This window comes from Embleya sp. NPDC055664, from assembly GCF_053618075.1.
The window spans coordinates 147,606-167,071 of sequence record NZ_JBSHGZ010000005.1 but is presented as its reverse complement, the minus strand read 5'-3'; the positions used below and the strand labels follow the sequence as shown (position 1 = coordinate 167,071).

17 protein-coding genes are annotated in these 19,466 nt (G+C 71.8%); 4 read left to right on the top strand and 13 right to left on the bottom strand.

Going from position 1 to position 19,466, the window contains the following annotated elements:
• Positions 1–90: 90 nt before the first annotated feature.
• From folE to dacB, 6 genes are all read right to left on the bottom strand, one after another.
• Complete coding sequence (folE, locus tag ACWGR4_RS10915) at positions 91–699, bottom strand: GTP cyclohydrolase I FolE (RefSeq protein ID WP_078976559.1); 609 nt, start codon at positions 697–699, stop codon at positions 91–93.
• 2 nt (positions 700–701) lie between these two features.
• Positions 702–2,756 (bottom strand): ATP-dependent zinc metalloprotease FtsH, encoded by a 2,055-nt coding sequence (ftsH, locus tag ACWGR4_RS10910; RefSeq protein WP_379999004.1) that lies wholly within the window; start codon positions 2,754–2,756, stop codon positions 702–704.
• A gap of 307 nt (positions 2,757–3,063) precedes the next feature.
• A complete protein-coding gene (gene hpt, locus ACWGR4_RS10905; RefSeq protein WP_078979398.1) occupies positions 3,064–3,630 on the bottom strand; it encodes a hypoxanthine phosphoribosyltransferase in 567 nt (188 codons plus the stop codon).
• Positions 3,631–3,676: 46 nt separating this feature from the next.
• Positions 3,677–4,657, bottom strand: a complete 981-nt coding sequence (gene tilS, locus ACWGR4_RS10900) for a tRNA lysidine(34) synthetase TilS (RefSeq protein WP_379999002.1) — start codon at positions 4,655–4,657, stop codon at positions 3,677–3,679.
• Between the two features lie 222 nt (positions 4,658–4,879).
• Positions 4,880–6,043, bottom strand: a complete 1,164-nt coding sequence (locus ACWGR4_RS10895) for a zinc-dependent metalloprotease (protein ID WP_379999000.1) — start codon at positions 6,041–6,043, stop codon at positions 4,880–4,882.
• Positions 6,044–6,156: 113 nt separating this feature from the next.
• Complete coding sequence (gene dacB, locus ACWGR4_RS10890; protein WP_452133931.1) at positions 6,157–7,557, bottom strand: D-alanyl-D-alanine carboxypeptidase/D-alanyl-D-alanine endopeptidase; 1,401 nt, start codon at positions 7,555–7,557, stop codon at positions 6,157–6,159.
• 159 nt (positions 7,558–7,716) lie between these two features.
• Between dacB and ACWGR4_RS10885 the strand changes: the two genes are divergently transcribed.
• Positions 7,717–8,208, top strand: coding sequence for an inorganic diphosphatase (locus ACWGR4_RS10885; RefSeq protein ID WP_078976554.1), 492 nt, complete (start codon positions 7,717–7,719; stop codon positions 8,206–8,208).
• A gap of 119 nt (positions 8,209–8,327) precedes the next feature.
• Here the strand turns inward: ACWGR4_RS10885 and ACWGR4_RS10880 are convergent, their stop codons facing one another.
• From ACWGR4_RS10880 to ACWGR4_RS10865, 4 genes are all read right to left on the bottom strand, one after another.
• Complete coding sequence (locus ACWGR4_RS10880; RefSeq protein ID WP_452133762.1) at positions 8,328–9,773, bottom strand: NlpC/P60 family protein; 1,446 nt, start codon at positions 9,771–9,773, stop codon at positions 8,328–8,330.
• Between the two features lie 212 nt (positions 9,774–9,985).
• The gene (locus ACWGR4_RS10875) at positions 9,986–10,915 is read right to left on the bottom strand and encodes a hypothetical protein (protein WP_379998994.1); all 930 of its coding nucleotides are present in this window, start codon (positions 10,913–10,915) and stop codon (positions 9,986–9,988) included.
• Between the two features lie 54 nt (positions 10,916–10,969).
• Positions 10,970–11,689 carry a DedA family protein gene (locus tag ACWGR4_RS10870; RefSeq protein ID WP_452133761.1) on the bottom strand — a complete coding sequence of 240 codons (720 nt, stop codon included), beginning with the start codon at positions 11,687–11,689 and terminating at the stop codon, positions 10,970–10,972.
• A 138-nt stretch (positions 11,690–11,827) separates the two neighbouring features.
• Positions 11,828–12,706 carry an alanyl-tRNA editing protein gene (locus ACWGR4_RS10865; RefSeq protein WP_379998990.1) on the bottom strand — a complete coding sequence of 293 codons (879 nt, stop codon included), beginning with the start codon at positions 12,704–12,706 and terminating at the stop codon, positions 11,828–11,830.
• A 118-nt stretch (positions 12,707–12,824) separates the two neighbouring features.
• Between ACWGR4_RS10865 and ACWGR4_RS10860 the strand changes: the two genes are divergently transcribed.
• On the top strand, positions 12,825–13,583 hold the full coding sequence (locus ACWGR4_RS10860; protein ID WP_379998988.1) for a hypothetical protein: 759 nt from the start codon (positions 12,825–12,827) through the stop codon (positions 13,581–13,583).
• A gap of 61 nt (positions 13,584–13,644) precedes the next feature.
• Here ACWGR4_RS10860 and ACWGR4_RS10855 read toward each other — a convergent pair whose 3' ends face one another.
• Both ACWGR4_RS10855 and ACWGR4_RS10850 read right to left on the bottom strand, forming a co-directional pair.
• A complete protein-coding gene (locus tag ACWGR4_RS10855; protein ID WP_452133760.1) occupies positions 13,645–14,625 on the bottom strand; it encodes an LLM class flavin-dependent oxidoreductase in 981 nt (326 codons plus the stop codon).
• Positions 14,626–14,736: 111 nt separating this feature from the next.
• A complete protein-coding gene (locus ACWGR4_RS10850) occupies positions 14,737–15,153 on the bottom strand; it encodes a MarR family winged helix-turn-helix transcriptional regulator (protein WP_379998984.1) in 417 nt (138 codons plus the stop codon).
• A gap of 109 nt (positions 15,154–15,262) precedes the next feature.
• On the opposite strand from ACWGR4_RS10850, the gene ACWGR4_RS10845 reads away from it, so the two are divergent.
• Positions 15,263–17,206: a TIGR03619 family F420-dependent LLM class oxidoreductase gene (locus ACWGR4_RS10845; RefSeq protein WP_452133759.1), complete on the top strand. Its 1,944-nt coding sequence runs from the start codon at positions 15,263–15,265 to the stop codon at positions 17,204–17,206.
• Between the two features lie 142 nt (positions 17,207–17,348).
• Positions 17,349–18,617 carry a TerD family protein gene (locus tag ACWGR4_RS10840; RefSeq protein ID WP_452133758.1) on the top strand — a complete coding sequence of 423 codons (1,269 nt, stop codon included), beginning with the start codon at positions 17,349–17,351 and terminating at the stop codon, positions 18,615–18,617.
• A gap of 87 nt (positions 18,618–18,704) precedes the next feature.
• Here the strand turns inward: ACWGR4_RS10840 and ACWGR4_RS10835 are convergent, their stop codons facing one another.
• Positions 18,705–19,415 carry a L,D-transpeptidase family protein gene (locus tag ACWGR4_RS10835; RefSeq protein ID WP_452133757.1) on the bottom strand — a complete coding sequence of 237 codons (711 nt, stop codon included), beginning with the start codon at positions 19,413–19,415 and terminating at the stop codon, positions 18,705–18,707.
• Positions 19,416–19,466 lie beyond the last annotated feature (51 nt).

Sequence of the window (19,466 nt, the reverse complement as noted above, 5' to 3'; positions counted from 1 at the left end):
TGACCGGGCAGTGCCCGGTCAACCCCCGACTACTGCGTCGCGACTTGTTATCGGCACCTCGTCGGCTCGCGACCGGGTGTCCTCGGGTCGCTACCGACTCAGGATCAGGCTCATCGCCTCGGCGCGGGTGGCCGCGTTCAACAACTGGCCGCGTACGGCCGAGGTGAGCGTGCGCGCACCCGGCTTGCGTATGCCGCGCATGGTCATGCACAGGTGCTCGCACTCGACCACCACGATCACCCCGCGCGGGCGCAGGATGTTCACCAGCGCGTCGGCGATCTGCGTGGTCAGCCGCTCCTGCACCTGCGGCCGCTTGGCGTAGACGTCGACCAGGCGGGCCAGCTTGGACAGGCCGGTGATCTGGCCGTCCTCCGACGGGATGTAGCCCACGTGGGCTACGCCGTGGAAGGTGACCAGGTGGTGCTCGCAGGTGCTGTAGACCTCGATGTCCTTGACCAGGACCAGCTCGTCGTGGCCGAGGTCGAAGGTCGTGGTGAGCACGTCCTCCGGCTCCTGCCGAAGTCCCGCGAAGATCTCCCGGTACGACCTGGCCACCCGCGCCGGGGTGTCCTTGAGGCCCTCGCGGTCGGGGTTCTCCCCGACCGCGAGCAGCAGCTCCCGAACCGCGCGCTCGGCGCGATCCTGGTCGAACTCACCCACGGCGGGACGGCCGTCGAAGGTGACCGGGTCGATCGTCACGTTCAGTTCTCCGGAGAATCGGACGGCGGCTCGGGGTGCGCTACCGCCCCACCGGACCCCGTCGTGGTGCCCGTCGCAGAGGTCGCGCCGCCGTTGAGAATCCCATTGTCGCTGCCGCCGCCGGAGAGCGTGAGCTCGCGGGGCGTCATCACGGGGGGGCGGCTGGACGGCTGACGCCGACTGGAGCCGGTCCACGCCGGGCGGGCCGGACGCTTGGTGACCGGTGCGAAGATCTCGGCGACCTGGGCCTTGTCCAGGGTCTCCTTCTCCAACAGCTCCAGCACCAGGTTGTCCAGCACGTCGCGGTTCTCGACGAGGATCTCCCACGCTTCGTTGTGGGCGGTCTCGATGAACCGCTTGACCTCTTCGTCGACGATAGCCGCGACCTCTTCCGAGTAGTCGCGCTGGTGACCCATTTCACGACCCAGGAAGGGCTCGGCACCGTCGTTGCCGAACTTGATCGCGCCCAGTCGCTCGGTCATGCCGTACTGGGTCACCATCGAGCGGGCCAGGCCGGTGGCCTTCTCGATGTCGTCCGAGGCGCCGGTGGTCGGGTCGTGGAAGACCAGTTCCTCCGCCGCGCGCCCGCCCAGCATGTAGGCGAGCTGGTCGAGCATCTCGTTGCGGGTGGTGGAGTACTTGTCCTCTTCCGGCAGGACCATGGTGTAGCCGAGCGCCCGGCCCCGGGACAGGATGGTGATCTTGTGCACCGGGTCGGTGTTCGGCAGCGCGTGGGCCACCAGGGCGTGGCCGCCCTCGTGGTACGCGGTGATCTTCTTTTCCTTGTCGCTCATGATCCGGGTGCGCTTCTGCGGCCCGGCCACGACCCGGTCGATCGCCTCGTCCATCGCCAACGCGTCGATCAGCTTGGCGTCGGAGCGGGCGGTGAGCAGCGCCGCCTCGTTGAGCACGTTGGCCAGGTCGGCACCCGTGAAGCCGGGGGTGCGCCGGGCGACGGCCTTGAGGTCGATGTCGTCGGTGACCGGCTTGCCCTTGGCGTGCACCTTGAGGATGTCCCAGCGGCCCTGCATGTCGGGGCGGTCGACCGCGATCTGCCGGTCGAAGCGGCCCGGGCGCAGCAGCGCGGGGTCCAGGATGTCGGGCCGGTTGGTCGCGGCGATCAGGATCACGCCGCCCTTGACGTCGAAGCCGTCCATCTCGACGAGCAGCTGGTTGAGCGTCTGCTCGCGTTCGTCGTGGCCGCCGCCCATGCCCGCGCCGCGGTGTCGACCGACCGCGTCGATCTCGTCGACGAAGACGATCGCCGGCGCGTTGGCCTTGGCCTGCTCGAAGAGGTCGCGCACCCGGGAGGCACCGACACCGACGAACATCTCGACGAAGTCGGAACCGGAGATCGAGTAGAACGGCACGCCCGCCTCACCCGCGACCGCGCGGGCGAGCAGGGTCTTGCCGGTTCCGGGCGGGCCGTAGAGCAGCACACCCTTGGGGATCTTCGCGCCGACCGCCTGGAACTTGGCGGGCTCCTGGAGGAACTCCTTGATCTCGTGCAGTTCCTCGACCGCCTCGTCGGCACCCGCCACGTCGGCGAAGGTCGTCTTCGGCGTGTCCTTGGAGATCAGCTTGGCCTTGGACTTCCCGAAGTTCATCACTCGGGAGCCGCCGCCCTGCATCTGATTCATCAGGAACAGGAAGACCACGACGATGAGCACGAACGGCAGCAGGGAGAACAGGATGCTGACGATCGTGCTCTGCTTGCTGAGCTTGACCGTGTACGAGTCCTGGATCTTGCCCTGCTCGTACTTCGACTGGAGCAGGCGCTGGATCTCCACGCCCTGCTCGTCGATGTAGGAGGTCTTGATCTTGTTGTGCTTGTCGATCTTCACCCCGGGGATCAGGGTGAGCTCGAGTGACTGATCGTTGCCGCCGATGAGCTTGGCTGACTTGACCTGGTCGTTCTGGATCGCCTGGATCGCCTTGCCGGTGTCGACACCCTTGAAGCCGCTCGAAGAGGAGACGAGCTGCATCAGGAGGATCACAGCAATGACGGCCAGCGCGATCCACATGACCGGCCCGCGGAAATAGCGCTTGACGTCCATCGATGCGGGGCAGCAGACGCCCCGTCCCTCCTGCCGACTTTTGACCCGGGCGCCTCATGGCCCCCGGGTACGTTGCCTGTCCGGTATCGCCCGGCACGGTCGCCCGTGCTGATCGGATGTCGTTGCGTTAGACGGTACACCGGGCGTCCGCACGCCAACGCGCCGCGCGTTCACTCGCGATGCGCGCCTTCGTGGATCGACCCCCGACGCACCCTCCAACGAGGGGAAACGTTCCCCTTGTTCCCGGATGCTGCAACCGGATGTCGATCGCGCAAACCCGAAGGCGTGATCCGAGTGCCCGAGCGGGTCAGGTCGGCTTCGAACCGCCGTATACGTGCTCGGCCAGTGTGCCGACGAACGGCAGATTGCGGTAGCGCTCGGCGTAGTCGAGGCCGTAGCCGACCACGAACTCGTTGGGGATGTCGAAGCCCACGTACTTGACCGGGATGTCGACCTTGGCCGCCTCCGGCTTGCGGAAGAACGCGCACACCTCCAGCGAGGCGGGACCACGCGAGGTGAGGTTGGCGAGCATCCACGACAGGGTCAGACCCGAGTCGATGATGTCCTCGACGACCAGGACGTGCCGACCGGCGATGTCCGCGTCGAGATCCTTGAGGATGCGCACGACGCCGGAGGACTTCGTGCCGGAGCCGTAGGACGACACCGCCATCCAGTCCATCTTGACCGGCGAGTGCACCGCCCGGGCGAGGTCGGCCATCACCATGACGGCGCCCTTGAGCACGCCCACGAGGAGCAGGTCCTGGCCCCGGTAGTCCTCGTCGATCCGTTCGGCGAGCTCGACGAGCTTCGCCTCGATCTCCTCCTGCGTGACGAGGACCCTTTCGAGGTCGGCGCCCATGTCCTTCTCGTCCACCACATGCCTTACTACGAAGTTGTCGACAGAGCCCCGCGAGCACCGGTCAGGATTGAGCCGGCCGGTGAAAGAGAAGCCTGCCACACCGTCTGCGTATCTCGACGCCCCCGGGCAGGTGGATGGGGCCCTGGCCGTGCCACGAGATGACCAGCTTCTCCACCGCCTCCACGTGGCGCGCGAACAACGCGCCGGACGGGCTGCCCGCGACGACCGCGGTGCGGCGCAGCACGCGGCGGCGCACCGCTGCGGGCAGTTCGGCCAGGCCGGCCACCTCCAGCTCGCCGTCGTCGTGGGTGACGTCGGCCTGGGCCCGGTCCGCCCACTGATCCAGCGCCTCCGCGTCGTCGCGGAACAGCCGCGCGGTGCGGGCCAGCGCCTCGGACACGCCGGGGCCGAGCGCCTTCTCCAGGACCGGCAGCACCTCGTGCCGCACCCGCGCCCGGGTGTAGGCGGGGTCGGCGTTGTGCGGGTCCTCCCAGGGCAGCAGGTCCTGCGCGACGCAGGCCTGCCGGGTGATGTCGCGGCCCAAGTCCAGGAACGGGCGCTGGTAGTGGCCGGTCAGCGGCGGCATGCCCGCGAGGGATCGAGCGCCGGAGCCCCGGGCCAGCCCGAGCAGGACGGTCTCGGCCTGGTCCTCCAGGGTGTGTCCGAGCAATACGAGCGCGGCGCCGTGGGTGCGGGCGGCGGTGTCCAGGGCGGTGTATCGGGCCAGGCGCGCGGCGCCCTCGGGGCCGCCGCGGGTGCCGACCGTGACGCCGAGCGCCTCGACCGGTGTCAGGCCCAGCTCGCCCAGCCGGGCGACCAGGTCCACGGCGCGACGGGTCGAGCCCGCCTGCAGGCCGTGGTCGACGGTGATGGCACCGGCCCGCAGCCCCGCGCGCGGGGCCTCGAACGCGGTGGCCGCTGCGAGCGCCAACGAGTCCGCGCCACCACTGCACGCGACCAGGACGAGAGCACCCGGTTGCAGGTCGCGCAGGGTATTGCGGACGGCCAGCCTGGTGGCGGCCACGGCGGGATGGGGTCCCACGGCTCGACGACACCTCCTTGCACCTCCGGTTCGGCCGGTCAGCGGAGGTCGCGGCCTCCGCGAGATGTGCCGAAGAGAATTGGTTTGCCCACGCTACGTCACCCGAAGCGACTCGGGCCGCAGACACCGCCGGATGTCGCCCGGATGAGGACGCGGGCGGGCCGACGATCGACCGGACGGCACCCGGCGGGCCGGCCGGGACCGTCCGGTCGGGCGCCCGGATCACTCCGCGTCGGTCGGTCCCTCGGCTCCGGCCTCGTCGGCCGTGCCCGCCCGGCCGTGCACCCGGTCCACCCAGGAGCCCGGGTCGGCCACCTCGGCCTTGGTGGGCAGCGTGTTCGGCGACGTCCACACCCGGTTGAAGCCCTCCATGCCGACCCGGCCGACGACCTCGCGCACGAACCGCTCGCCGTCGCGGTACTGGCGCAACTTCGCGTCCATCCCGAGCAGCTTGCGCAGTGCCAGGTCGAACCGCCCGGTGCCCTGCGCGCGGCGCTCGGCGAACTTCTCCCGGATCTCCGTGACGGTGGGGATGACCTGCGGTCCGACCCCGTCCATCACGAAGTCGGCGTGCCCCTCCAGGAGCGACATCACCGCGGTGATCCGGCCCAGGATCTCGCGCTGCTCGGGCGTCTGGACCAGTTCGACCAGCGAGGCGCCCTCACCCTCGCCCTCGCCGGTGCCCCCGCCGCGGCGCGCGCCGGCGAACGCGGAGACCGCCTCGCGCAGCCGGCCGAGCACGGCGGACGGATCCACCTCGGTCTGCCCCAGGAAGCCGTGGATCTCCTGTTCCAGGTGGTCGCGCAGCCACGGTACGGCGGTGAACTGGGTGCGGTGGGTCTCCTCGTGCAGGCACACCCACAGTCGGAAGTCGTGCGGATCCACGCCCAGTTCGCGCTCGACCTGGACGATGTTCGGGGCGACCAGGAGCAGTCGGCCGGGGCCGCGCCCGGTCGCGCCCGGGGTCTGCGGGGCGAATGTCTCGTACTGGCCGAGCACGCGCGAGGACAGGAACGCGAGCAGGGTGCCCAGTTCCAGGCCGGTCACCTTGCCGCCGACCGCGCCCAGGGCGGCGCCGCCGGGCATCGTCTCGCGGCGCTCCTCCACCTTGTCCAGGAGCGGGCGCAGCACGTGCCGGAAGCCCTGCACGTTGGCGCGGGCCCAGCCGGGTCGGTCCACCACCAGAACCGGGGTGTCGTTGTCGCCGGCGTCGAGTCCGGTGAAGGCCCGTACGTGCTCCTCGGACGTCTTGGCGTGTGCGCGCAGTTCCGCGACCACGGCCCGTGCCTCGTCCCGCCCGACGTCGGGGCCCGGCCGCACGAGCCGGTTCGCCGTCGCCACGGCCAGGTCCCAATCGATCATGTCCGCACCGTTGCCGCTCGTCATACGGCCACGTTACGTGCTCGAAGCGGCCCCGAAAGAGGATCGGGGGTCCGCGTTCGGATCGGGTTCCGGTTTTGCCGGCCCACGAACCGGCGCGCCGGCGGGACGAACGCGGGTCAGCCGGCGGTGCCGCAGCCGCAGTCGGCCAGCGCGGCGGCCATCCGGTCGATCGCGGCGCGGGCCGGATCGGGGTCGCCGGTGAACCGGTCGGCCAGTATCGCGAAGGCGAGGAGTCGGCCGTCGCGGTCGCGTACCAGGCCGGACAGCGTGCTGACCCCGGTCAGCGAGCCGGTCTTGGCCCGGACCACGCCGGCCGCGTCGGCGGCGCCGCTGTTCGGCCCGTACCGGTCGGTCAGCGTGCCGGTGAAGCCTGCGATCGGCAGTCCGGTCAGCGCCCGGCGCAGTTCGGGGTGGGCGCCGGACGCGGCGGTCGAGAGGGCCTGCACGAGGGTCTGCGGGGTGAGCCGGTTCTCCTTGTCCAGGCCGCTGCCGTCCTTGAGGTTGGAGGCGCCGTAGGTCACGCCCAAGCCCTCCAGGACCTGCCGGGCCGCGGCGGTGCCGCCCTGAAAGCTCGCGGGCTGCCCCTTGGCGATCGCGACCTGCCGCAGCAGCGCCTCGGCCAGGTCGTTGTCGCTGACGGTGAGCATCTGCTCGACGATCGCGGACAGCGGCGGGGACTGTACGGAGGCGAGTTCGGGCGCGCCGCCGCCGGGCGCGGTGCCGGGGGTCGGCGCGCCGTCGACCGTGACGCCCGCGGTCTTGAGCATCGTGGCGAATTTCTTCGCCGCGTCGACGCCCGGGGAAGGCACCCGGTTGCTCTCCTTGCCGACCACGGTCGGGTCCACCCGGCCCTCGTCGACCATCAGCGACACCACGGGGGCGATGTTCTCGTTGACGCCGATCGCGTGCAGCGCGGGGCCGGTGTAGAGCGAGGTGTCGTACTGGAGCTTGACCTGCGTGGTCCCACTCGCCTTGAGCGCCACCGCGGTCGCCGCCGCCAGGTCGGAGAGGCGCGCGGGCTGGTAGCCGTTGTACTGCCGGCCGTCGAGCGCGGTCAGCGTGGGGTCCCCGCCGCCGACCAGAACGATCGTGCCGGGCGTGGGACCGGGCACCACGCGGGTGGCGATCCGGTGGTCGGGGCCGGGCGCGGTGAGCGCGGCCACCGCCGTGGTGATCTTGGTGGTGGACGCGGGCGTCGCCGCGCGGTCCTGGTTGGCGCCGTACAGCAGGCGCCCGGTCAGCGCGTCGACGACGGCGACCGCGGGCGGCGCGCCCAGCGCGCTGGTGCGGCCCAGCGGTTCGAGCACGGCCCGGATGCCGGCCTCGGTCGGGGTCGCTCCGGCCGGGTCCCCGGACACCGGCACGAGCACGGGCGGCGCGGCCGTCGCGGCGACCCGACGGGTGCCGTCGTCGCCCCGGGCGCTCAAGCGCTCGCCCTTCCACGATCCGTGGACGAGGGTCACGAGCACGGCCAGCAGCACGGCCGCCAACGCCGCGGCGATCGCTTTGCTCCTCATGCCGGGCACGCGAGACCATCCCCTTCCGCCGGACCACCGGCCATGCGAGACACTGAGTGCAGATCAGGTTCTGTCCGGGACCTGTGCCGGGTTCGGCCTCGCGGACAGAACGACCCTAACGGTCCCGGCAACGGTCCCGGCGCAGCACATGGAGGAGCCTTGGAGTTCGACGTCACCATCGAGATCCCCCGGGGATCGCGCAACAAGTACGAGGTGGACCACGAGACCGGTCGCATCCGGCTCGACCGCATGTTGTTCACCTCGACGCGCTACCCGGCGGACTACGGCTTCATCGAGGACACCCTCGGTGAGGACGGTGACCCGCTGGACGCGCTGGTGCTGCTGGACGAGCCGACCTTCCCGGGCGTCCAGGTGCGCTGCCGCGCCATCGGCATGTTCCGGATGACGGACGAGGCCGGCGGCGACGACAAGGTCCTGTGCGTTCCGGCCACGGACCCGCGCGTGGAGCACCTGCGTGACATCCACCACGTCTCGGAGTTCGACCGCCTGGAGATCCAGCACTTCTTCGAGGTCTACAAGGACCTGGAGCCGGGCAAGTCGGTCGAGGGCGCGAACTGGGTCGGCCGCGACGACGCCGAGGCCGAGGTCGAGGCCTCGCGCAAGCGGCTCACCGAGCAGGGTCACCACTGACCCGGTAGCCCGATCCGGACGAACGCCGATCGGCGGCAGCCACCCCTCGGGGTGCTGCCGCCGATCGGCGTCCGTGCTTTTCGCGCCCGTGTTTCGCGTCGGGATCCGCGCGGGCGTGGTCAGGACGGGCGGGCGTAGTAGTCCGGGGTGCCCATGTAGAACAGGTTGCTGATCTTGACCACGTCGCCGGTGCGCGGCGCGTGGATCATCTTGTCGCCGCCCAGGTACATCGCGACGTGGTGGATGTCGGAGGCGCTCTTGGTCTCGGTCCAGAAGACCAGGTCGCCCGGGCGCAGGTTCTTGTACGACACGGGCGTGCTCTCGAAGTACTGGGTGGCGGCGAAGTGGGCCATCTGCACGCCCGCCCGGCGCCAGGCCTGCATGACCAGGCCGGAGCAGTCGAAGCCGCTCGGGCCCTCGCCGCCCCAGACGTAGGGCTTGCCGAGTTGGGCCTTCGCGTAGGCGATCGCGGCGGTCGCGCCGGCGGGGTCGGGCGCGGCCTTGTCGCCGGAGCGGTCGGGCTTGCTCGCGGCCACGGGGTCGACCCGCTTGGTGGGCTTCGCGGCCGGCTCGACGGGCTTGGCGGCGGTGCTCGGCTTCCCGGGTCGGGCCGCCTCCTGCTCGCCGGCCACGTCTTGCTCGCGCGCCGCCTCCTGCTCGTGGGCCGCCTCTTGCTCGTGGGCCACCTCGGCCAGGCGCGCCTGCTCCGCCCGCCGGTCGGCCTCCTCCTTCTCCTGGCGCGCCTGTTCGCGGGCCGCGTCGGCCTCGGCCCGGGCCCGGGCCTCCTCCTCGGCGCGTCGTTGCGCCTCGGCGGCCCGGCCGTCGCGGCGCTGCGTCTCCAGATCGATCGAGGTCTGCTTCAGCGTGGCCAACTCGGCCAGCAGCGCGGTGTGTCGGGCGGTGATCTCGTGGACCCGGCTCTGCTGAGCGGCGAGTTCGGCCTCGACCCGGTCCTTGGCCGCGCGTACCGCGTCGGTCGCCCGGCCGGCCGCCTCCGCGCCGTGTTCGGCGTCGGTCTTGGCGACCGCGGCGTCGTGCACGGCGGCGGTGCCGCGCCGGAGTGTGTCGTCGCTGTCCTGGGAGATCCGCCGCAGGCTCTCCATCCGAGAGAGCAGGTCGCCGGGCGAATCGGCGCCGAGCATCGCCTGGAAGACCCCGAGCCCCGCGCCGCCGCCCATCCGGTAGGTCTGCGCGGCCAGTCGGCCGAGTTCGTCCCGGGCCCGGGTCAGGCGGGCGTCGGCGGTGCGCAGGTACCCGTCGGCGGCAGCGGCCCGGTCCTGGGCCTGCTGCCGCAGCACCACGGCGCCGTTGTACTCCTCGACGGCGGCCTCGGCGCGGATGTCGAGCCGGGCCAGATCGCTCGCGTCGCGATCGAGTTCGGCCTCGATCCGGCCGACGTCGTCGACCTTGCCGGTGACCGCGTCGTGGGCCCGGCGCACCTGGTCGGCATCGGGGTATCCGGCGCCGCCGGGGTCGTCGGCGAGCGCTCCGGGCGTGAGCGTGAGGACGAGGACGGCGGCGAGTCCGGCAGGGACTGCGGTGCGGATGAACGATCGGCGAGGCATGCGGTCTCCCTCCAAGCGGCGGACACCGAGGGGAACCGGAGGTTCCGATTCCGAGCAGGTCTCCTCACGCTAGCCACCCGTGATCACGACTGCACCATAAGCGACATATTTCCCGCCAATGGGCTTATTTCCCGAGAGTCGACTCGAACACCGGTACGCACTCGCGTCACATTCGTGGCCGATCGGCCGCCCGATCGGCCACGGATGTCGGGTCAGCCGACCGTCTCCAGCGTCCAGGCGCAGACCGTCCCCGACTCCGCGTCGGCGGTCAGCCAGATGCCGTCGGAGCGCACCACGAGCCATTCGCGCGGCGCGTCCTCGGGGTACTCGATCTCCGCGATGGCACGCAGGTCCGGCACCGAGAACAGCACGTGCCGCTCGCCCGAGGAGGCCGCGAGCACGAGGTCGCGGCGCAGGAAGCCGGCGTAGATGTCGAAGACCTCGTCCGGGTCGGGGAAGACCTGCTCGCTCGGTCGGGCCGCTATCACCGCGCCGTCCGGGAAGCGCACCAGGGACAGCGGGCCGGCCTCGATCGGCGTGGTCAGCATCATCAGCCCCGACGCATGGATGTCGGTGAGCACCCGGCTCTCCCCCGGCGGCACCTCGGCGACCTCCTCCGAACCGGCCGAGGCGAGGACGAAGATCCGGTACGCCTCGTCCGCGTGCGACGCGGCCAGGCCCAGATGTACGCCGTCGGGGTGCGGGATCAACTCGGAGCCGACGGTGGCGGGGGCCACCGGCCGGATCACGCGCGGCGCGCCGTCCGCGGCGTCGAGCAGCACGCACCGGTCGCCCTCGGCGGTGCGGACCACCGCCCAGATCCCGACCGCGGTGACCGCGCTCGACCCGGCCTCCTCGGCCTGCCAGGGCACGTGTGGGTGGGACCACACCTCGGTGCCGTCGGCGTCGAGCACCACCACTCGATCGGGTGTCGAGGCGACGAAGCGGGCCAGGTCGGGGGTGACCGAGTGGCCCCCCTTCCAGTCCCCGGGCAGCCGGATCTCGCGGACCACCGCCAACGAGTCGTCGAGCACGACGAGGGAACCGTCCACGCCGTGGGCGAGCCAGGCCGCCGCCCCCGGGATGCGGTCGAGACTCCACAGGGACGGCAGGGTCGCCCGGGCCAGAAGTTGAGCACGCATGGCGTGCACTCTATTGGCGCCCGCCACCCGTACGGCCCAGTGGCGACAACCGTCCTACGCGTCCCGCCGGTCGTCGCCCGCCCGGTGCCGGCCCCGGCCCGCGGCCGGCTCCACCGGCGCGGCCGGCGCGGTCGGCTCGGCCGCGGCCCGTGTGCGCGACGTCGAGCGGGCGCGCAGGAGTTCGATCGCCACCGGGATCACCGAGATCAGCACGATGGCGATCAGGATCAGCTCGATGTTCTCGCGAACGAAGTCGACCTGGCCCAGCGAGTAGCCGAGCACGGTGACCCCGCACGCCCACAGGAAGCCGCCGACGATGTTGTAGACGACGAAGGTGCGGTACTTCATCCGGGCCACGCCCGCGACGATCGGGGTGAAGGTGCGCACGATCGGGACGAACCGGGCCAGCACGATCGAGCGCGGGCCGTACCGGTCGAAGAACTCGTGCGCCTTCTCCACGTTCTCCCGCTTGAAGAAGCGCGAGTTCGGCCGATTGAACAGCGACGGCCCCACCTTGCGGCCGAACAGGAAGCCGACCTGGTCGCCGACCACCGCCGCGGTCCACAGGAGCAGGCACACCAGCCACAGCGGCTGCGAGAACTTGCCGTCGGAAACCAGCAGGCCGGTGGTGAACAGCAGCGAATCGCCCGGGAGGAAGAAGCCGATCAGCAGGCCCGACTCGGCGAAGACGATCACCAGGATGCCGATCAGGCCGAACGTGGAGATCAGCTTGTCGGGGTCCAGGAACGAGGGACCCAGGGCGATGGTTTGCACGGCACGTGCCTCCCGGAGCGGGCGATGACGGACAGCGGAAGCCCCCCGACCAGGTCATGGTTGGGCAAAGAGATTTCCTTCCGAAGGTAACGTCCGCGCCGGGGGACCGGTTCCCGGGGACCCACGTCGAACCGCGACTCAGATCCGCTCGGGCCGGGTCAGCGCAACCAGCGCACCGTCCTCCTCCAGGGTCAACTCGACCGCCAGCGAGCGCAGTTCGCCGAGTCGGGCCAGGTGCGAGCCGCCGCACGGGACGTGCGCGTCACCGTCGGGCAGCCCGCAGTGCCACACCCGGCGCGCGGTCAGCGCCGGGGCGGGCACCTCGATCCGGACCCCGGCGTCGGTCTTCAGCCACTCGCCGAGCAGCGCCTCCACCTCGTCGCGGATCCCGGGCAGGTCCTCGGCCAGCGTGTCCGCGGTGAAGCCCTTCTTCCGCAGCGACTTGCCGATCCGGTAGTCGTCCCGGCTGCCCGCCTCGGTCAGCCGGGAGCGGGTGATCGCGAGGTTGTCGAAGTCCGGGCGGCCCAGGCTGTCGGTGCGCACCTCCTTGCGCCAGCGCGGCGCGAGCACCGCGTTCAGCGCGAACGCCAGCAGGTGGCACGCGGTGTGCGCGGCGCTCAGCGCGGCCCGGCGCTCGGCGTCGACCACGAGTTCGGCCGCGGCGCCGACCAGGTCGGCCGGGTCGCCCGGGGCCGGGTCCACCACGTGCAGCGCCAGCCAGGCCCAATCCTCGTCGCCGCGCCGCACCGGGATCGCCTCGCCGACCGCGAACGTCCCGTCCGGGCCGACCCCGCCGGTCAGGCAGTCCACCACCGGCAGTTCCGCGCCCGCCACCCGGATCACCCCCGTGTCCGCGGGCTGGTCCGGCCAGGTGTGGTCGAGCGGATGGAACGGCGTACGCCCGACCACCAGGGCGGTGCGTCCGTCCGGCAGCACCGGCGCCGCCAGGATCGGCGCCTCGCCGGTGGTGGCACCGGCCGGGAAGGTCACCTCGGTGGAAGTCGTGGGGAGGGCCATGCGCGTCCTAACCTCGATTCGATCCGGTCGCCATCGTGCGGAAGCGGCGATGGCGCCATGCGGTCCATTCGATCATGGACAATCCTCCTCACACGGAAATCACGAGCAGGGACGGGCTGTGCAGGACCAGGGCTGGATCTCGACCACCGCTCGGCTGGCGGGCGACGCCGAGGCCGGGCCGCACGGCGTCGGCTGGATGCTCGTCGCGTTCATCTTCACCTTCGCTGTGACCAGGCTGATCACCCGGCTGATCCGGGCGGGCAAGGGCCCGTTCCGGAACATGGTGGTGGGCAAGGTGCACGTGCACCACCAGGTCTACGGGATCTTCCTGATGCTGATCGCGGGCGCGCTCGAGTTCTCCTACGAACCGGGCGGCGCGCTGCGGCAGGTGCTCGCCGGGTTGTTCGGGATGGGCGCCGCACTCACCCTGGACGAGTTCGCGCTGCTCGTACACCTGGACGACGTGTACTGGGCCGCGGACGGGCGCAAGTCGGTGGACGCCGTACTGATCACCGCCGCGATGGGCGTGCTGCTGTTCGTCGGGGCCAACCCGCTCGGCCTGGGCGACGGCGACAGCAAGCCGGTGGCCGCGGTGATCGTGGTGTTCAACCTGGCCTTCGCGTTGTGCGCGCTGGCCAAGGGGAAGGTGGCCACCGGGCTGATCGGCGTGTTCGTCCCGTTCGTGGCGATGGTGTCGGCGATCCGGATCGCCAAGCCCGAGTCGCCGTGGGCGCGTTGGCGCTACAAGGAGGGCCCGGGGCGGACCTCGCCGCACGCGGACACCAAGCTGGCCCGCTCGCTGCGCCGGTTCCCGCCCGACCGGCGCACGTGGTGGGACCACACGAAGGACTTCGTGGCGGGCGCGCCGCACCGCTGACCGACCGCGATCGGCGATCGGCGAGCGGCCCGGGGTGGGCCGCGCCGCCGACCGGCGCTCGCTACAGGTTCGGCAGTACCTCGTTCTCGAACAGGCGCAGGCTCTCCCAGGCCAGCTCCGGCGGGATGCCGCCCATCATCGGGTGCAGGATCGCGAACGCCGCGTCGCCCTGGGCCTTCAGCTCGGCCACCAGGGTCTGCGGGGTGATCACCCGGTACTGCCCGCCCGCCCGCAGCGCGTCGGCGTCGGTGACGCTCGCGTAGCCGCCCACCCCGGCGGTGCCCGCCCTGGCCATCGTCTCGCCGTAGGCGTTGACCTCGTGCAGCGCGTGCGGCGCGATCCGGTGCCAGTCCCGGTCGGGGTCGTTCGAGAGGTGGAAAAAGCCGGTGTCGCCGCCGAAGTACGGGCCCGGGTCCTCCTCGCCGAGCGTGACCTTTTCGTCCCGGTAGAACTCCCAGATGTCCGGGTTGGACGGCATGAACCCGTCGGCGATCCGCGCGGCGCGGCGGGCGGCGGCCTCGACACTGCCGCCGAGGATGATCGGCGGACCGCCCTTTTGGAACGGCGCGGGGGTCACCCGCACGGTCCGGCCGCGGAACTCGAACTCCTCCCCCGTCCACGCCTTGCGCAGCGTCTCGACGGTCTCCACGGTGCGCCCCACCCGCTCGCGCATCGGCACGTCGTACATCGCGAACTCGGTGTCCACGTAGCCGTTGGTGAGCACCACGTTCACCCGACCCTGGCTGAGCAGGTCGAGCACGGCCAGCTCCTCGGCCAGGTGCAGCGGGTCGTGCAGCGGCGCGGGGATCGCGGCGATGGTGACGCCCATGTTCCGGCTGCGCGCGGTGATCGCGGCGGCGAACTGGAGCGGGGCGGGCAGGTATCCGTCGGCGAAGCCGTGGTGCTCGGACAGCGTGACCATGAAGAATCCGCGCTCGTCGGCCCACTCGACCATGTCGAGTGCCGCGGCGTAGCGCTCCCCCATGCTCGTCCCGGCGAAGGCCGGATTCCGGAAGTCGAAACGCAGCGCGAACACAGCCATGCCGTACTCCTGTCCCCGGCGCCACCGGGGTGGGCGACACCGCACTGTCTGATGGCGCGTCAGATTAGTGGGCGGGGTCGAGGAGAACCAGGGTCGGCGCCCGGCCGTCGCTCAGTCGCCGTTCAGGGCCCGGTCGAGCAGGACCCGCAGGGCCCGCCGGTCGGCGTCCGGCAGCCCGGCCAGCGGCGGGTCCACGGCGAGGCCGGCGAACAGGCGGGCGCGCAGTTCGGCGCCTTCCGGGGTGAGTGCGATCAGCTTCGCCCGGCGGTCGTTCGGGTGCGGCCGGCGCTCGACCAGGCCGCGCTCGACCAGCCGGTCGACCACGAAGGTCACGTTCGGCGGCTCGCAGCACATCCGGCGGCCCAGCTCGCGCATGCCCAGCGGCTCGGCGAGTTCGTGCACCGCGTTGGCCTGGGACGCGGTCAGCCCGATCGCTCCCGCGCAGGCCGCGAAGTGCGCGTCGAGGCGGGCGGTGGCCGCGTAGAGCAGCGCGGTCAGTCCGGGCGGCTCGCCCTCCGGCGTGGTCATGGCCACACTCTAGCCGAACTTCGTTACAACTCGAATGATTCGAGGTGTAACGTCTGCCGCGAGCTGACAGATCGTCAGCCCCCTTGGTCGCCCTTGGAGGAGCCCGCCCATGCCCGCGATCCTGGCCGGCCGGATGGCCCTGGTCACCGGTGGCAGCGGCGGCATCGGCGCCGCCTGTGCGGCCCGCCTGCTGGCGGACGGCTGCTCGGTGACGCTCGCCGCCCGCCGGGCCGACGCGCTCGCCGCCACCGCAGAACGGCTGCGCGCGGGGGCGCCGGCCGGTACCGAGGTGCGCCACGTCGCGGTCGACACCTGCACCACCGACGGCGTCCGCGAGGCGGTCCGCGCGGCGGGTCCCGCGCTCGCCGTCTGCGTGGCCACGGTGGGCGGCGGGAGCACCGCGCCGATCCTGGCCATGGACGACGACGCGTTCCTGGCCGACCTGCACCGCAACACGCACAGCGCGTTCCTGGCGATCAAGTACGCGGCGCCGGTGATCGCCGCACGCGGTGGCGGCGCGATCGTCTGCGTGTCCTCCACCGCGGCCCGGCTGACCATGCCGTTCCTGAGCGGCTACGCGGCCGGGAAGGCGGGCCTGGAGGCCCTGGTCCGGGCCGCCGCCGACGAGTTGGGCGCGGCCGGCGTCCGGGTCAACGCGGTCCGCCCCGGGCTGGTGCGCTCGCGCGAGGACGCGCGGATCTTCGCGGACGAGGAGATGATCGGCCGCTTCCTGGCCAACAAGCCGCTGGGCCGCACCGGGTTGCCCGAGGACATCGCCGAGGCGGTCCGCCACCTCGCCGGCCCCGAGTCGTCCTGGACCACCGGGCAGAGTCTGGCCGTGGACGGCGGCAACGAGCTGCGCCGGGCGCCCTCCTTCGAGAAGTACGCCCGGGCGGCGCTCGGCGACGCGGTGATCGACGCGGCGCTCGCGGGCCGCGACCCGTACGCCCCGCCGACGCCGGCACCCGTACCGACTCGACCGACGCACCCGCCGCGGCCGATCCGCCCACCCCGCCCGATCGCGGAACCGGGTCCGGGCCCCGGCCCCGGTCACCCCCTCGCCCCCTCGCCCCCGCCCCCGACGCCGCGTCCGACACCGACCCCGACACCGATTCGACGGAGCATCCGGATGAGCACTGACGTGCAACTTTCCATCGGCCTGCCCAACTTCGGCAGCTGGCCGGCCGGCGACTGGCGCGGCTTCACCGACGTCGGTCGCGCGGCCGACGATGCGGGGATCGACCGCATCGTGCTGGTGGACCACGTGGTGATGGGCCCGAACACGCAGAACTACTCCTGGGGCCGCTTCCCCACCCCGCCCGAGGCGGACTGGCCCGAACCGCTCACCCTGCTCGCCGCGATCGCCGCCGTCACCTCGCGGGTGCGCCTCGCCACCGGCATCCTCGTCGCCCCGCTGCGCGGCGCCACCCTGCTCGCCAAGACCGCCGCGACGCTGGACCAACTCTCGGGCGGGCGGCTGGAGCTGGGCGTGGCCACGGGGTGGCAGCGCGAGGAGTACGACGCCGCCGGGATCGACTGGGACAACCGCGGCCGGCTGCTCACCGACACCCTCGCGGCCTGCAAGGAGCTGTGGACGAACCTGCCCGCGTCGTTCGTGTCCGAGACGGTGAACTTCACCGACGCCTACTGCGCGCCGCGGCCGGTCCAGCCCGGCGGGGTGCCGCTGTGGATCGGCGGCACGCTGAACACCCGCAACCTGGCGCGGATCGTGCGCAGCGGCGACGGCTGGATCCCGATCATGGGCCTGTCCACCGCCGACATGGCCCGGGACGTGGCACGGATCCGCACCGCCCTCGCCGACGCCGGCCGCGACCCGGGCGCACTGCGGGTGCAGGGCCCGCTGCCGCTGGTCAAGGACGACACGGGCCGGTTCGACCTGACCCGCACGATGGCCGGCGCGGCCGAGGTGATCGCCGCCGGGGCCACCGCCGTGCATCTGCCGATCCAGGTGTTCTGCGCCGGGCCCGAGGGAGCGCCCGCCTTTTTCGCCGAGGCCAGGAAGGCGTTCGACAAGGTGGTGTCGGGCGTTTGACCGAGCCCGATGCGGGCTTGTCACCTGGGGCTTTACCCCTGCTTGGTTAAAGTTTCAGGTTTGCGGAACGTCGTCGGGGGGAGGGTCGTTCCCCTGGACAACGGCGCGATACGGCGTCTTTGTCCAACCGGGAGGGCCCTCCATGTCCGACGTCACGCTGCCCACCGGCGCCAACGCGCCCCTGACCGGCGACCGTGCCGAGGTCTCGATCGGGTGGGCCTCGGCCGACGTCGTGGACGTGTCCGCCGTGCTGCTGACCGACGCGCACAAGGTGCGTACCGACGAGGACCTGGTGTTCTTCAACAATCCCGTCGGCGGCGACGGCGAGGTGCGCACCACGGCGGGACCCTCGGGAACCACGCACGTCACGGTGGAACTCGCCAAGCTGCCGCCCGAGATCACCAAGGTGGTGGTCGTGGTGAGCGCGGACGCGGACCGGCCCGGGGCCACCCTCGGCCAGGTGCCCGGCCTGAGTGCGCTCACCACGTCCGGCGACGCGCGGATCACCTACCCGGCCGGCACGTTCGAGGGCGGCGAGACGGTCGCGGTGCTGGTCGAGTTGTACCGGCGCGGCGACGCGTGGAAGGTGCGCGCGGTGGGCCAGGGCTACGCGAACGGACTGGCCGGGCTCGCCACGGACTTCGGCATCTCGGTGGAGGACGAGCCGGAGCCGGAGCCGACTCCCGCGCCCGCCGCGCCGGTGCACGCCTTGGTCAAGGAGCCCGCCGCCGCGCCCGCGCCGGCCGCGCCCGCGCCGATCTCGATGGCCAAGGAGCCGCTGGGCCGGGTCGACTTGGCCAAGGGCGGCCGGGCGACGATCAGCATGGACAAGGACGACCGCTCGATCACCGTCACCGCGTCCCTGGTCTGGGACGGCGGCAACGACGCCCGCCGCAAGTCCGGCGCCGACCTGGACCTGTACGCGCTCTACGTGCCCCGGTCGAAGCTGGGTGCGCTGAACAAGGGCGACAGCGACGGGGTGATCTACTACCGCGACCTGGGCAGCCTGAACTCCGCGCCCTACATCAAGCTGGACGGCGACTCGCGCGTACCCGGCCGTGAAACGGTCCGGATCACCCGGCCCGACCAGCAGGGCTATGTGCTGATCTGCGCCTACAGCGCGGTCGAGAACGGCTTCGGCAGCTTCAAGTCGTACGGCGCGCACGCCGAGGTCACCGACGGCCAGGGCTCGACGGTGAACGTGCCGCTGTTCAACAACAAGCGGGCGGTGTTCTGGGTGGCGATCGCGCTGGTCGACTTCACCGACCCCGAGGGCGTCTCGATCCAGCACGTGGAGAAGTACTCGAAGCTGATGCAGGAGCGGCGCCCGATGCTCTACCCGGACGGCACGTTCGAGATGGGCGCGGGTCCGGCGGAGTTCAAGACGGTGCGCGCCCCGCGCGAGCGCTGAGCACGGGTCCACGGGGTCCCCGGGGTCGGAATCGCTCGGTCGTGCCGGCCGAGCGATCCCGAACGCCGGGGCGGGTGGATCCGCGACCTACTTGGTCGAGCGGTAGACGATCACCTTGTCGCCGACCCGGGTCTCGTCGAAGAGCCGCTGCACCAGGCCCTTGTCCCGAACGTTGACGCAGCCGTGCGAGGCACCGTTGTAGCCGTTGGCGGCGAAGTCGGCCGAGTAGTGCACGGCCTGGCCGCCGGAGAAGAACATCGCGAACGGCATCGGCGTGTGGTAGATCGTCGAGACGTGGTCGCGGCTCTTGAAGTTGATGCTGAACGCGCCCTCGCGGGTCGGCGTCTCGGCCGAGCCGAAGCGCACGGCGGTCGCATACTGCACCTTGCCGTCGATCACCCAGGTGAGCCGGTCGGTGCGCTTGTCGATGCAGATCGCCCGACCGGTCAGGCACCGCTCGTCCAGCCCGGCCTGCGCGGCCGGCGGCTTGGGCTTGGTCGTCGGCGGCTTGCTCGTGGTCGGCGGCTTGGTGGTCGGCGGCTTGCTCGTGGCCGGCTTCGCGGACGTCGCGGGAGCCGTGGGCGACACGCTGGTCGGGGCGCTGCTGCTCGGTGTGGCCGACGTGGCGGGGGGCGTACTCTCCGCACTCGGCGTGACGGGTGCGGACGAGACGGTGGTGGGCAGGTTCGACTGCGTGCCCGCCTTGGCCGTCGAATCACTCGACGAGCCGGAGTTGCAGGCCGACAGGGCCAGGATCGCGGTCACGGCGACCGCGAGGGATATACGTGTCTTCTTCATCGAGTGGTGGCCTCTCCCGACCCAAACCAAAATGTGGTGTTCCCCGAGTCG